Below are 12923 nucleotides of genomic sequence, written 5' to 3' on the forward strand. Positions count from 1 at the left end.
CGGCGGCGGCGGCGGCGGCGGCGGCGCAGGGTGCACCGGAGCTTAGAACTGACGGCCAGGAGCCGGCTTCCGGACCGGATTTGGACGAGGGCCGTTGCACCCCAATGCAGGGTGGTACCTCAACTGTCTCCACTGCCGGTAGTACCCCTGATCCCTCTGAGGACAAGCTCGCAAGCGGGCAGCACGAGTCGTCTCACCCGAAGAAGGCCAAGCACGGGCCGCGGAAGCTCAACCAGGTCGGGCAGCGGTTCTCCCTGGCCGGTGAGCTGATGCGCCGGGTGCCGTGGCTGCGGCCCGCCGACAAGGCGCGGATCGCGTGGGCGGTCAACGAGGTCTCCGACGCGGGCTGGAGCGCCGATGAGGTCCTGGCAGCCCTGGACCTGCGCCAAGAGCCGCCCGGCGGCGTACGGCGTGCGTCGGGGTTCCTCGCGGCCCGGCTGCGCGGCATGGCCACCATGCCCGGCTGGACCACCCGCCAGCAGCGCGCCGTGCAGGTCGACCACCGCAACGCCGCCGTCGACGCCGCCCGCAAGGACCGCATCGCACAGCTCCGCAACCAGCAAGAACGCAGCGAGAGCGCTTGGCCGGCGCCGCGCAGCGCCGCCGTGCGGCGTGAGGTCGACCAGCTGCTCAGCGAAGCCTTCGCGCCCACGCTGTCGGCCGGCAACGAGCCAGGGCTGACGGAGCTGTCGGGCCCGCAGGACCTGACCGCAGCCGAGCTGGCGGACATGCGCCGCACCGCGGCCGCGGAACTGATGAACGGCGAGACAACGCTGATCACCATGGCCGTGGACTGCTGGGGGCCGGCGGCCGCGGAGCACATCTACGGCCCCGGCCTGGTCCACCGCGCCCGGCAGCTGACCGGCATGACGTCGCTGAGCACGTTCGGCATCGACAGAGGGCAGCAGTGACCAGCACCGACCCCAGCAGCAGCCCGCGCCCGCCGGTGAGCAGCGAGCCGGCCTCGGCTTCCGGTGTGGATCTGGCCCGGGTCGCCTTGCAGGCCGCCAAGGCCAACGCCCGCAAGCGCGGCGAGCAGCCCGGCCCCGGCAAGCCCCGCCGGGTGCGCACCAGCCGCAGCGTACGCGGCGACGGACGCGACCCCCGCGGCCTGGCGGCGGTCTTCCAGCAGCTCGTCACCGAGCGGGCCTGGGAAGTCCCGGCCGCCGGCGGAAGCATCCTGCAGCAGTGGCCGACCATCGCACCCGACCTGGTCCCGCACGTGCGCGCCGTCGGGTTCGACGCAGAGCACGGCCGCCTGGACCTGCTGCCCGACTCACCCGCCTACGCCACCCAACTGCGCATGAGCACCGCCCGCCTGATCGCGCTCGCCAACCAGGCCGCCGGCCGCGAAACGGTCCACAGCATCCGCGTCCTGCCACCTGGCATCCACACCTCCACCCCGGCCGCCGACCTGGCCCCGGACGCCGCGCCGAAGCCGGCCGGACCGGTGCGCACCCGCGAAGAAGCCTCCGACGGCTACCGCCAGGCGCTCACCGCCCTCCAGGCCGGCACGAAGCAGGGCGACCGGCTCGCCCCGGCCGTCCGCGCCGCGATAGAGGGCCAGGCACTGCGGCTGCTGGCTGGGCCCACCGACGGAATGTGCTGACCTGCGGCAATAGGGTGGGCCGAGGTACCAGGTTCCCGGGCGGACGGGATGTGGTTCCCGGCCGGACTACTCGGCTGAGAGGTAACTCGTAACGCCCGGCATCCTTCCTGGCGTCGGACGGCGGGACCGGTGATTCGCCCCAGCCGCCTTGGAGCTGTGGCGGCGTGCCGGCGGCACGAGCGACGCCGCGAGGGCCACCGACCGCCCGATCGCCAGGGCGGCCGGTTTGCTTTACTTACCGCCGTGAACACGCCACCAGTCCCTGCGGACAGAACCCCTCCAGCCACTCCCGGCATCGACCGATTCGCGGGTGAGCAGACTGTGTCCCAGGCGCCCCTTCCTGCCTATCCGCACGACGGCGCCCCGGACTTGGCCGCGTACGGCAAGGACACCACCGCCGGCGGGCCGCGGCTTGCCAACTGGGGCCGGCGCGTGGTGTCCGGGCTGATCGACACCTTGATCATTTCCGTGCCGAACCTGGTCGTCTACAAGACCCTGCATCCGTACGCGGCCGCCATGACCGAGACGCTGATCACGCTGGCCTTCACCGTCATCTACGCCTGGCTGGAGGGCACCGCCGGACAGACCCCCGGCAAGATGGCCGTGGGTACGCGGACCGTGCGTCAAGCCGACGGCGAACTACTGGGCTTCGGCCGAGCACTGGGCCGCAAGCTGCTGCACATCCTGGACCTGGTGCCCTGCTACCTCGGATTCCTCTGGCCAGCCTGGGACGCGAAGAGGCAGACGTTCGCCGACAAGATCGTCCACTCCGTCGTCATCAGGCCCTGAACCCTTCAGCCACCGCACCGTCCCGGCCAAGAGCACCATGCCGGTCGGGGCAACCGTCGCGCGGATCTTCGGAACTCGCCGAACAGGGTGACGACGGGACGCTCACCCCGCCTGCGGCGTTGCACCGCCACCCGGCGGGCGCACCACCTCGATCGCGGCGGAAGGATCGCGGTCATGCAGGACTCGTGAATCCCCTTTTCGTCACTGCGATCGCGGCATTTCGTCGATTGCCCGGCTGATGAGCAGGTTGCTGCACAGCCGCTACGGCACGCATGAGGTTGCAGGGGTCTCGCTCGTTCGGGGGCAGGACGGCCATCTGGCGGACTCCCAGCTGGTAGGGCCGGTAATCTCGCGGTGGTTCATCCGATTTGCTGCGCCTGCGAGGGAGATGTTGATGCGTGCCGTGTTTGCCGCTATTGCCGTCGGAGGGGTAGTCGTGCTGGCAGGGTGCGGTCCCACCGGGGCGTCGGCTGGGCCTGATCCTGCAGTTTCGGAGAGCGGGGCGTCGGCGCCGGCCGGTTCGACCACTACGTCCGCCGTGGGGTCAGCGGCCGGTGCGCCGTCGGCCGGGCCGATTCCGGTGGGGGCCGGCCCGGTGGAGCACTACACGGTGCAGCCCAGCCCCCGGCGGGCAGTTGCCACTACCGGTACGAGAAGGGCGAGCCGCTGGAGGACCCCGCCTGCACGCCCGGCGCGATCAGTCCGGCTGTCACCCAGGCCAACATCAAGACGACGATCTGCCGCAAGGGCGGCTACACCGGCGGTATCCGCCCGCCGGAGTCGGTGACCGGCAAGGAGAAGATTGCCAACGCAGCCTCGTACGGTTACACCGGGTTCCTGTCCGATGCCGAGTACGACCACCTGCTATCCGGGGTTGTGACGATGTAGAGAGTCCTCCTTGCTGTTCATGACGTCAGCGGTATGTCGCTGACGCGAGGTCTGCGCGGCGGCACTCCAGGAGTGCCGGCCGGTCTCGGGCATCAGCCGCTATGCCGTGATCGCTGAGGTGCTAGCGTGCCGAAGTGCCTTCGGACATACATGCGCTCGTCGACGAGCTTGTCGCGCAGATGACATCAGGTTCGGCTCGCGGCTATCAGCGGGCCATGTCGCGGCTCGCGGACACCGCGCGAGCGGAAAGTCCGGCAGGGTTGACCGCTGCGGTCGAAGCCCTCGCTCCCTTGCTGCCAGGTCTGGCGGGCGATTTCGCCAAGACGGCCCTCCTGGCTGGGGCGTGCGTCGAGTGGGGTGCTTCACCGATGGCGCTGGCTGGGGTATTGCCGCAGCGGGCCTCGGAATCGATGATGCTCAACGATCTGGTTCCTGGGTTCTGGGCCGACGCTGCTCCTGGGCGGCCGTTGCCGGAACCGGTGAGCGCGAGTACGAAGCAGTTGGTGCAGGCGTTTGTCACTCTGGCCCGACCTCAGGGACGCCCGAACAAGGCGGACATGACCCGGATCGCCATGTCGTGGTTCGACATGGAGGACTGGCTCAAGGCGTTGATCACCGTGTTGGGGGACGGCTCTTTCCGGGCTGCTGTGCCTGCCGCAGCCAAGGCGGAGCTGCGGGAGCGCGCAGCGGCGGTGGGCAGGCGTTCGCAGCTCGCCGCCTGGGTCGGGCAGTTGGCTGCCGTTCTCGACAACGAACAGCTGGTCGTCCTGGACCCGCATGCCCGGCGGGGGTACGCCCTCACGATGAGCGGTGTCGGAGACAACTTCCAGCTGCACATCCTGCTCGCAGACCGGCTCATCGGCGACCCCGGTCGTGACTTGCTCTCCGGAGTGCGTCCCGACCGGTCGTGGGTCGAGGCAGCGACGGACGGCGACCCGCAGTTGGGCCCGGGCAATCCGGCGATCCGCCGGTTCCGTGTCTTCGATGGTCACGGCGCATACATCTACCCGGAGGGCGTGCCTGCCGACATCAAACCGCTGGACGGCACCCGCGTGCTGGTACTGCACCCCGCGAACGGCAACTTCGGGATGGGCATCGGGCGGGTGTTCCGGCACATGACCCCCGCACTCGTCCTCGATCGAGTCCTGGAACCACACGAGGTGGACTCCTGGCTTAGCCGCATCGCCCCGGCTGTCCAGAAGGACATCATGGCGACCGGGTGAATCCCGTTTCGGTCTGTCGTCGAAGGGCGAGGAGTTCGCCGTGGGCGGCGGCGAGTGCGCTCTGCAGTTGCGTGAGTTCTTCTCTGTGTTTGCGGCGCTCCGTGGCGAGTTGCTGGGTGAGCCGGCGGACCAGGGTGCTGGCGGCGGCTTGGGAGTCGGGGTCGTGTCCTGCGTTGTTTGAGGTGGCATTGCGTCGTGCGCGGCGGAGCTCTTCGACTTGGGGGCGGAGGGTGGGGTGTCGGTAGATGAAGTCGGTGGACACCCCCGCTGCACGGGCGATGGAGGCGACGCTCACGGGCTGTTGCGACATGCGGGCGTGGCGCAGTGCTTTCTCGACGGCGGTCTCGGCTTGCTTGTGACGGCGCTGGGCGGCCTTGGCGAGGGCCTCGATATTGCGGCTCATGATGCTTCTGGGTTGTCGTCGTCCGTGCCATGTCGGAGTCGCCGTTGCGGGGCGCCGGCACCACGGACGGCCGTGGTGGTGCCGTCGCTGTGGCGGATGCGCTCGATTGCAAGAAGGACGCCGTCCAGGGCGGCGACTTCTTCGCTGCGGCCGCGGAGCCAGATGTTGTCGTCGGTCATGGACTGGCCGAAGCGCTGGGTGTGGGCCTCCTGGCGCTGGTCGATGAGTTCGGCGGTCTGCTTGCGCTGCTGTTGGAGTACGTCGGTGAAGGTGGCGTCGGTGACGAACTTCGTGCAGGACAGGCAGGCGTTTCCCTTGTCGCAGGACTGGCGGGGCGGCAGGGTGCAGTAGCCGTTGGGCAGGATCCGGTCGGTGCGCTGGTCCAGGGCGAGGGCCTCGAACATCTCTTGCGGGTCGCGGTCGTAGGTCCGGCCGTCGGCGGTGACTTTCTGGTAGCGCAGGAACTCCCGCTCGGCCGTTGCGGACAGGGTCCGGGCGTAGTGCATGAACATCGCGGGGGTCTTGTGGCCCATGTAGCGCATGGCCACGTGCAGGGGGACGCCGGCGTTGAGGAGGCTGGTGGCCTTGGTGTGCCGGAAGGTGTGGGTCTTGGAGATCTTGATCAGGTGGCCCTGGTCGTCGCGCAGGTCGATGGCCGCGGCGAACGCGGTCAGGCGCGGGCGGGCTGTGGTTGCGGGGTAGGAGTGGTCGCCGATGCGGTTGTTCCGCTCGCCCAGGAACAGGTACTTCGGGGCGACGCCGGCCCGGTTCTGGTCGGCCATGAAGGCGCGCGCGTACTTCTGCTGCTCACGAACCAGATCGAGGGTCTCCTGGTCGATCAGGATGGTGTTCTCATCCGTGATGATCTTCGTCTGCTGGTAGCGGAGTCGTGCGACGTGGCCATCAGGGTCGGGGAAGGCGATGGCGACGATCGGGTCGAAGTCGAGGAGGGTGATCTCGCTGATCCTCCTGCCGGTCTTGATCAGCAGGCCGACGATGCGGACCAGCTGTTCGTCGTCGAATCCGCCCTCGTCCTTGGGCTGAGCGAGCAGGCCGCTGTGCTCGGCGATCCGGCTGATCACGGCGTCGCTGAGGACGGCATCGGGCGGCGGCGCCTTGGGGCCGGTGGGCTTGTCGCCGTAGCGGAACAGCACGGTGTGCTGCGGGCCCAGGCGCAGCCAGCGAGGTTCACTCAGGGCCTCGGCGGCTTCCTGGCGTTCTTCGAACAAGAAGCGGTAGAGCTGCTCCAGCCCCGTCATCGCCGCGCGGCGCTGGATCTGGCCGAGTAGGGCGCCCTTGTTCACTCCGCCCGTGCAGCGCTGCTGATTCAGCCACTGCCGGAACCCCTGGACCCACCGCCCGAGCTGGCGCTGGTCGTCGACGAGGTGCGGGCCGTCGCATCCCGCGGCGTCGAGGTAGCGCTGGAACCACGAGAGGTTCACCTGGCGGGTGAAGGCGGTGCTCCAGGTGTAGACGCCGCGCTCCAGTTGGCGCGACAGCCACCACTTGGCGGCCTCGCGCAGCCAGGGCGTGGTCAGGTGGCTGAAGTAGATCAGGTTGCGGCGCTTGGGTTCGTGCTCGCGCAGTGGGATGCGCGTGTCCAACTGTGGATTCCACACGTTCAGCTCCCACCACGGGCCCTGGTGGTAGACGTGAACGAGCAGGTCCAACGTGCGGCCCAGGACACGGCCCATGGCCGTCATCTGATTGGCCGCGATCGGCTCGCCCATGCGCGTGCGGGCCTTGCGGATCCGGCGGGACCACTCCTCCCGGGACAGATCAGTCAAGCTGATCAGACCCGACGAGTGAGGCTCGGCCAAAACCAGGGCGACCTGGCGGGTCAACTTCGTCGTGTACTGCGCCTGGATGCGCATGCCGAGTTGGACCTGCCGCTCGATCGACCAGGCGAACTCGGTGACCATGCTGGCCGGCAGGCCCCGCAGGTCCAGTGCGACGCCTTTTTCGCGGGCGCGGTATGACGGCTGGTTCTCCAAGATCGCCTCCAGCCAGTGCCGTGGGATCGTCGCCCGGTTGAAGTAGGAGTGCCGCGTGGCGGCCGGCAGTTCTTCCGCCAGACGTGCATTGATCTCCGCGTCGAACATCCCGGTGTGGCCCAACCGCGGGTCGGACCGGGCCGTGCGCCGCGGCCGATAGAGCAGGGCCTGGTTCATGCGACTGCACCCCAGCGTGCCGCCAGCGTCTTCCAGTCCGCGGCCGCCCGCATTGCGGCGTCTTCCGTGACGTGAGCGTAGGTCGTCATCAGCGTCTGGATGTCAGCGTGTCCCAGGCGGCGCTGCACGACGTGCTCGGGAACGCCGGCCAGGAGCAGCGCCGTGGCGTGGGTGTGCCGGAACCAGTGCGGGGTCCATCCGGGCGGCAGCAGCGGGTGCCTGCGCTTGAAGCCCTCGATCCAGTCGTAGACCGTCTCCGGCCGCAGCGGACGCCCAAACTCTCCCCGGAAGACATTGACGAACACCGGATCGGCGTCCCGCAGTTCGAGACCCAGGTCGACTAGCCAGAACAGGTACTCTCCATAGAGCTCGTCGAGGTCATCGCTGATGTAGACGCGCCGGTACTGCTGGTTCTTCACCCGCAGTCGTCGCCGCTGGTCCTCGCGCGGCTGCACCTCCACCCATGCGGTGGTGCCCGTGCCCGGATGCCAATCGCCGTGCTGCAGCAGCAGCGCCTCGGCCAGGCGGAGTCCGGTCTCCTCCAGCAGCATCCATAGCAACCGCATGCGCAGGTCCCCGACCCAGCAGCCGGCCTCGGTCTGGAAAGCAGCAGCATCCTGCTTGATCACTGTGATCTGCGGGGGCGTCAGAAATGGCGGCGGCGACTTCGGGTCGCGGCGCCGGCCGACGACCCGGCGGTTTTGGCCTCCGCCGAGGTGCCCGAGGAACGAGGCGTATCGGCCGCGGGCCTCCGTCGTGCCGCCCTTGACGTGGACGTAGAACTGCCGGGCAGCGGGCACATCCGCGACGATCGCCTGGTAGCGGTAGAAGCTCATCACCGCGGTCAGGGCTGCGTCCACGGTGCTGTCCGGCACGGGCTTGTTCGGGCGGAGCCTGAGCACGGAGGGGTCGCTCCCGCTGTTGCGGAGCCGCTGCCTGAAGCGAGCCAGGTCCTGGACACCGACCTTGCGCCAGTCCTGATCGCGCTCTTCGAGCATCGACCACCACAGCGCGAGGCCGTGCGCGTAGCTGCGGACGGTATGCGGTGAGTACGGCTCCTGCCGCAAATGCTCCAGATACTCCTCGGCTGCTTCCACGACACGCCACTGCCGATCAAGGACTACGTACGTGACCTCGTCACCACACGTGACGCGCTGTCTGACTGCCATGCCCGCGACCGTAGGCAACTGATACGTCCGGCGTGCATCGATCGTCATAGGCGTCACCGTCGCGAGCGAACAACACCAGATAGTGCGGTTGCGACGGGCACAGACCCAGTACCTTGCCTACCGCCGGCGACATCAGCGGCACTCAATGGCGACCCCGGATGTCACCTCATCTCGCTCCAGCTCGGAGGCGACCCCAACGATCCCCGCAACTTGTTCGTTGAGCCGCCGGACCCGGGCCACAAGCCCGGCACCGGAGTGAACAACGCCAAGGACCCCGTGGAGACGAAGTTGCACACCGCAGTGTGCAACGGCAAGATCACCCTCGCTCAGGCGCAGCAGGCCATCACCACCGACTGGACGACCGCCCTGGCCGTGCTGCACCTGGCCTGAAGCCCTCCCGGCCGACAGCCCTCACCACCTAGCCCTCGATCCGCATCGGAGCACGGCCCGCCCTGGTCGGGGCGGGCGGAGCGGGTATCGGCCGGTCCGGTCGCGCCGGTAAGAGGGCTTCTGCCCCTCGCGCACCGGGGTCAGCCGGCCCGCTTGCGTGTGGTCTTCTTCGCAGCAGTCTTCTTCGGCGCCTTCTTCGCGGTGCCCCTCTTGGCCGGCGCCTTCTGCGCCGTTTTCTGGTCGCCGTCGATGGGGTGGACCTCGGCGTCCTCACCGCGATCGGCCCGGGCCTGCTCGGTGGCGCGCTGCAGCGCGGTCATCAGGTCGGTGACGCCGGCCTTCTCACGATCCTCCCGCTCGGGGGCGGGTGGGGCCTTGTCGGCAGCCTTGGCATCGATGAGGTCGCGGACGGCTGCGGCGTAGTCGTCGTGCATCTGGTCCATGTCGATGTCACTCAGGACGCCGATGTAGTCCAGCGCAGCCTGGACCTCGTCCTCGGACAACTCGACGTCCTCGCGTGGTGCCGCGTCATCGGCAGCGCGCAGCTCGTCAGGCCAGTGCAGGCGGTGCAGGACCAGGACCTCGCCCTGCGCGTGGATGACGGCCAAGGTCTCGCCGGTGCCGCGGAAAGCCATCTTCCCGATCGCGCCCTTCCCGGCCCGGGTGAGGGCCTCCCGCATCAGGACGTAGGGCTTGTTCGCGGCGGGGGTCTGCGGGGCAAGGAAATAGGGGACGCCGAACTGCTCACCCGGGATGGACCCGAGGTCGGTGAAGCCGCTGATCTCCACCGTCTTGGCTGTGGGCAGCGGCAGGTTGTCCAGCTCCTGGTCCGAGATCGGCACCAGTGTCCCGTCGGGGGCCTCGTAGGCGCGGCCGATCTCATCCGGCGCCAGTGCGTGCGGACCATGGGCCTGGTCCATCTCCAGCTCGCAGACCTTCCGGTTCCGGACCCGGCCCCGGTCATCGAGGTGGATCTGCCGGAAGGCCACCTTGTGGGAGTGGACGGCCGCCACCACCTGGACGGGTATCGCTACCAGGCCGAAGGTGAGAGTCCCGCTCCAGATCGCCGGCACGATTGGGTCCTTCCCACAGGCAGCAGTCCCCTTTCCCGCAGGCTAAGGCCTTCCGCGGCCTCCCGCAGCCCGCTCAGCGCCCCTACCGGGCGGGCGCTGAGACACCCCGTGCCAGCGCGTCGCACCGTTGTCACACCTCAGTCGTAACATGCGCCCATGACCGCCACCGAATTCCCCGCTGACCTCGTTGACCTGCAAAGACGCGCACACGCCGCGTGGCACGCCGTGGCGGCGTACCGCAAAGAGGTCAACGCTGCCCGCCGGGCACAGGCCGCAGACGGAGGCCTGAAAGATGATCCGACACGGCGGTGGGAAAGCCCGCAGGTTCGCCCCTGGACGGCAGAAGAAGACGCGCACTTCGCTGGCCTCGCATCCGCCGTGGTGGAAGCAGCGCTGGCCCTGCGCAAGGGCATCGCCGACGCAGGACTCAACGGCGGCTACGACGTCGCGCAGGGACTGCACCGGGCCGCACGGGAGGCGTAGAGGGCGGAAATCCCCGGACCCGCGCCGTACACGCAACGCTGCCAGCAAGTGTCGGAGCCCTGTCACCCGTCAGCGGGAAAACGCGCCACGCCCGCGCCACAGTCCGCCTTCGCACACTCGGCCTCCCCCCTGGACCAGGACGCGCGCGAGCCCTACTGCACCCGACGACGCAATCAGGCGGGCGGCCGCGAACACCGCGACCCGCCCGATCCCGAAGTCCGCGCAAGCGCAGATGCGGTTCCTGCTCAAGGCGGAGAAGGGCTCCACCCGCGCCCTGGCCGCTCGGCTCGGGGTCACCCAGCGCACGGTGGAGCGCTACCTCAAGGGCACGCTGCGGCTAGCCGCGCAAGGACCTGGCGGCCCGACTGAAGCGCGAGGTGCGCCGCGACTGGCAGCCCCGGGTGCAGCAGCGGGCGAAGAAGCACGCCGCCTCGCGCGGTGGCATCGTGATCGAGACCCGGGCCCGGTTCGGGTTCACCGGCGCGCCCGGGTCGACGGACGACGGGCGGATGCGGCGCATCACCCAGCACCTGCCGCCGGTCTACGCGAGCCGGCTGTTCGACGCGCAGGCCGCCGACGCCACCGAGCAGCAGCTTCAGGGCATCGCAGCCGAGGGACTCCAGGAGATCTACTTCAAGGACCGTGGCCGCCGCGCGGCCGACCTCGAGGTGGAGTTCACCGACATCGACTACATCGAGCTCGACTTCTGACGACTGCCGGACAGGCTGCGGGTGTTCGTCGCTCCCGCCCGGTCAAGGGGCCGGGCGGGAGCGGCGTGCGTCCCCCTGGGGGTGGTTCTGAGCACGGAGGACGGCACGGCCTTCCAGACGGGAAGGTCCCGGCGCTGGGCGCCTGCCTTCCATGGTGGTGGCGGGGGACCCGACAACAAGAGGATTGGGCGTTTCCGCCCCCAAAAGGATTCATCGGGGCATCCTTTGCACCTGTGTGCGAGCCCACTGTTCACTTGTGTCGCGGTCGGCGCACACGCCTTTGTTTCGTAATCACATGATCACGTGGCGTACAAGCGGGTGGCCGGACCATGCTGGCGGTCCGGCTCCTGACGGCGCGTGAGCAACGCCGCCCCGGGGCCTTCCAGACGCAATTTTCCCCTTCCCCCGGAACGGTTCCTATGCGCAGCAAACAGATCCTGACAGTCATCGCCCTGGTGACGGTCTGCTTGTGGAGCGCGGTGATGGCCGTGCTCGGTCAGCTCACCGCCATGGTCACGCTCGTGCCGTCCCTTGGACTGCTTGTTCAGCAGATCGCCGCGGCCCTGGGCGACGGCCCCCCGCTGCTCACCTCGAAGCAGCTGCCCGCCGACGCGATCGGCGAAGCCCACGGCGATGAGGCTGCGGCAGGCGAGGAGCGCGCCCGGTGAGTCCCTCCTTCGATGTTCCAGAGCATTGGGAGCAACCCGACCCCCTTGATCCGGAGGCCGCCAACCGGCGCGGCCGCCGCCCCGAGCCGATCTCCGAAGGCGTAGGTGTAGCCCACCGGGGCTGGCTGGAACCGACGCGGCGCCGGTTCAGCGCCAGCGGCCTGACGCTCGACGAGCTCGTGAGGCGGGCGAACTACAGCAAGCCGCGGATCTCGGAGCTGCTGCGCGGCAAGGGGCTCTACCCACGCTGGGAGATCACCTCGAACGTGGGCCGGGCGCTGGGGGCGCCGATGGTCCCGATGCGCCGGCTGTGGGCGAACGCCGCCCGCGAGGCGGACAGGAAAGAGACCTGGATCGAGGGCTGCGTCAAGGAAGTGCCTCTGCTGGAGCCGCAACGGCAGCCGCTGGACCACCGCGCCCTGGCCCACGACGTCCGCGACGCCTACATCGGCTTCGCCCGCGCGTTCCTCGTGGTCGGCGACTGCGCCGAACTGGTCGTGGACGAGACCTTCGACATCCTCTGGATGACCTGGGAGCAGGCCCTGGGCAGTCCGAACGTCGGCCGCTACGCGTGGAGCGTCTTCCGCGAGCGGGTCCTGTGCCGCGCCACGCAACTGGCGGACGGTCACCCCGACCTGACGCTGGCGGCGTTCTCGACGCAGTTCGACGCCGACGGCCTGGTCGACCAGTTCCAGCACGTGCAGGAGACCATCGATCTGTTCGCCGCCATAGGCCGGCTGCCGCACAATCCGATGGACGCGATCGTCCTGCGGAGCCTGTGCGGCCTGCCCGAAGAGGACGTCGCCCGTGTCATGGGTGTCCCCTCAGCCCTGGCCACAGCCTTTGACCTTCACGGCCGCCGCATTCTCGAGGCGGATCTGAACTGCACCACCAACCCGGGGGAGAACGCTCCGTGAGCACGATCGACCAGCTTTTGTCCGGAGCCTTGATGATCAAGGAACCCGCACCGGCAGACGTGACATCCGCATCCGCCTACGGCCGCAGCAGGTGCGCATGCGCCTGCGAAAGCAGCGACAGCTACGCCTACGGATACACCTGCCCCCCAGCCAGTACGCCGCCGGCCGAAGCCGACACGGTCGTCGACAACGCAGCCAGCGGCCTGCAGGTGCTGTGCGAGACCGTGGTCAACCACACCGCCAGCACCTCGCTGACCGACCTGGTCACCGAGTCGCTGCCCGCCCCACGCGGCGCCCGGCTGGTCGGCTGCATCCTCCAGCTCACCGACGCCCAGGACAGCGCCCGCCTGTGGTGGCAGTATGCCGCAGGAGCCGGGGACAACCCCGCCGGGTACCTGCTCTACCTCTACCACCTGTCCCGCGGCGAGAC

11 protein-coding genes and 3 pseudogenes are annotated in these 12923 nt (G+C 69.1%); 10 read left to right on the forward strand and 4 right to left on the reverse strand.

Annotated features, from left to right (window positions below; all coding sequences use genetic code 11):
• Positions 1 to 104: 104 nt before the first annotated feature.
• The 4 genes from BUE44_RS37290 (at position 105) to BUE44_RS34990 (ending at position 4509) form a co-directional block, all read left to right on the forward strand.
• Positions 105 to 911, forward strand: coding sequence for a hypothetical protein (locus BUE44_RS37290; RefSeq protein ID WP_143172665.1), 807 nt, complete (start codon positions 105 to 107; stop codon positions 909 to 911).
• Positions 908 to 1609, forward strand: a complete 702-nt coding sequence (locus tag BUE44_RS34975; protein WP_073503053.1) for a DciA family protein — start codon at positions 908 to 910, stop codon at positions 1607 to 1609. Before BUE44_RS37290 ends, BUE44_RS34975 begins: the two co-directional genes overlap by 4 nt.
• A 321-nt stretch (positions 1610 to 1930) precedes the next feature.
• Positions 1931 to 2398: an RDD family protein gene (locus BUE44_RS34980; RefSeq protein WP_073503054.1), complete on the forward strand. Its 468-nt coding sequence runs from the start codon at positions 1931 to 1933 to the stop codon at positions 2396 to 2398.
• Positions 2399 to 3420: 1022 nt separating this feature from the next.
• Positions 3421 to 4509, forward strand: a complete 1089-nt coding sequence (locus tag BUE44_RS34990) for a hypothetical protein (protein ID WP_073503055.1) — start codon at positions 3421 to 3423, stop codon at positions 4507 to 4509.
• Here the strand turns inward: BUE44_RS34990 and BUE44_RS37295 are convergent.
• From BUE44_RS37295 to BUE44_RS35000, 3 genes are read right to left on the reverse strand one after another with little or no spacing between them, the layout of a single operon-like run.
• The gene (locus BUE44_RS37295; protein ID WP_143172666.1) at positions 4493 to 4912 is read right to left on the reverse strand and encodes a DUF6262 family protein; all 420 of its coding nucleotides are present in this window, start codon (positions 4910 to 4912) and stop codon (positions 4493 to 4495) included. The genes BUE44_RS34990 and BUE44_RS37295 overlap by 17 nt on opposite strands.
• Complete coding sequence (locus BUE44_RS34995) at positions 4909 to 7083, reverse strand: tyrosine-type recombinase/integrase (RefSeq protein ID WP_073503056.1); 2175 nt, start codon at positions 7081 to 7083, stop codon at positions 4909 to 4911. The genes BUE44_RS37295 and BUE44_RS34995 overlap by 4 nt, the downstream gene beginning before the upstream one ends.
• Positions 7080 to 8300 carry a tyrosine-type recombinase/integrase gene (locus BUE44_RS35000; protein WP_079190364.1) on the reverse strand — a complete coding sequence of 407 codons (1221 nt, stop codon included), beginning with the start codon at positions 8298 to 8300 and terminating at the stop codon, positions 7080 to 7082. Before BUE44_RS35000 ends, BUE44_RS34995 begins: the two co-directional genes overlap by 4 nt.
• Before the next feature lie 114 nt (positions 8301 to 8414).
• On the opposite strand from BUE44_RS35000, the pseudogene BUE44_RS35005 reads away from it, so the two are divergent.
• Positions 8415 to 8642, forward strand: a pseudogene (locus BUE44_RS35005) (hypothetical protein); the annotation flags it as partial.
• Positions 8643 to 8782: 140 nt separating this feature from the next.
• Here BUE44_RS35005 and ku read toward each other — a convergent pair.
• Positions 8783 to 9715, reverse strand: coding sequence for a non-homologous end joining protein Ku (gene ku, locus BUE44_RS35010; protein ID WP_073503057.1), 933 nt, complete (start codon positions 9713 to 9715; stop codon positions 8783 to 8785).
• A gap of 156 nt (positions 9716 to 9871) precedes the next feature.
• Between ku and BUE44_RS38230 the strand changes: the two genes are divergently transcribed.
• The 5 genes and pseudogenes from BUE44_RS38230 to BUE44_RS35030 form a co-directional block, all read left to right on the forward strand.
• Complete coding sequence (locus BUE44_RS38230; protein ID WP_200804626.1) at positions 9872 to 10198, forward strand: hypothetical protein; 327 nt, start codon at positions 9872 to 9874, stop codon at positions 10196 to 10198.
• A 172-nt stretch (positions 10199 to 10370) separates the two neighbouring features.
• Positions 10371 to 10908, forward strand: a pseudogene (gene tpg, locus BUE44_RS35015) (telomere-protecting terminal protein Tpg).
• 419 nt (positions 10909 to 11327) lie between these two features.
• On the forward strand, positions 11328 to 11576 hold the full coding sequence (locus BUE44_RS35020) for a hypothetical protein (protein ID WP_073503058.1): 249 nt from the start codon (positions 11328 to 11330) through the stop codon (positions 11574 to 11576).
• The gene (locus BUE44_RS35025; protein WP_073503059.1) at positions 11573 to 12493 is read left to right on the forward strand and encodes a hypothetical protein; all 921 of its coding nucleotides are present in this window, start codon (positions 11573 to 11575) and stop codon (positions 12491 to 12493) included. Before BUE44_RS35020 ends, BUE44_RS35025 begins: the two co-directional genes overlap by 4 nt.
• Positions 12490 to 12923 (forward strand): annotated as a pseudogene (locus BUE44_RS35030) (hypothetical protein); the annotation flags it as partial. The gene BUE44_RS35025 and the pseudogene BUE44_RS35030, both read left to right, overlap by 4 nt.

It is taken from the genome of Actinacidiphila paucisporea (assembly GCF_900142575.1).
GTDB lineage: Bacteria > Actinomycetota > Actinomycetes > Streptomycetales > Streptomycetaceae > Actinacidiphila > Actinacidiphila paucisporea.

Excerpts from the sequence above, each read along its gene's own strand:
- BUE44_RS37290 (WP_143172665.1), top strand. The coding sequence starts at position 105 with ATGCAGGGTGGTACCTCAACTGTCTCCACTGCCGGTAGTACCCCTGAT.
- BUE44_RS37295 (WP_143172666.1), bottom strand. The coding sequence starts at position 4,912 with ATGAGCCGCAATATCGAGGCCCTCGCCAAGGCCGCCCAGCGCCGTCAC.
- BUE44_RS34995 (WP_073503056.1), bottom strand. The coding sequence starts at position 7,083 with ATGAACCAGGCCCTGCTCTATCGGCCGCGGCGCACGGCCCGGTCCGAC.
- BUE44_RS35000 (WP_079190364.1), bottom strand. The coding sequence starts at position 8,300 with ATGACGATCGATGCACGCCGGACGTATCAGTTGCCTACGGTCGCGGGC.
- BUE44_RS38230 (WP_200804626.1), top strand. The coding sequence starts at position 9,872 with ATGACCGCCACCGAATTCCCCGCTGACCTCGTTGACCTGCAAAGACGC.
- BUE44_RS35020 (WP_073503058.1), top strand. The coding sequence starts at position 11,328 with ATGCGCAGCAAACAGATCCTGACAGTCATCGCCCTGGTGACGGTCTGC.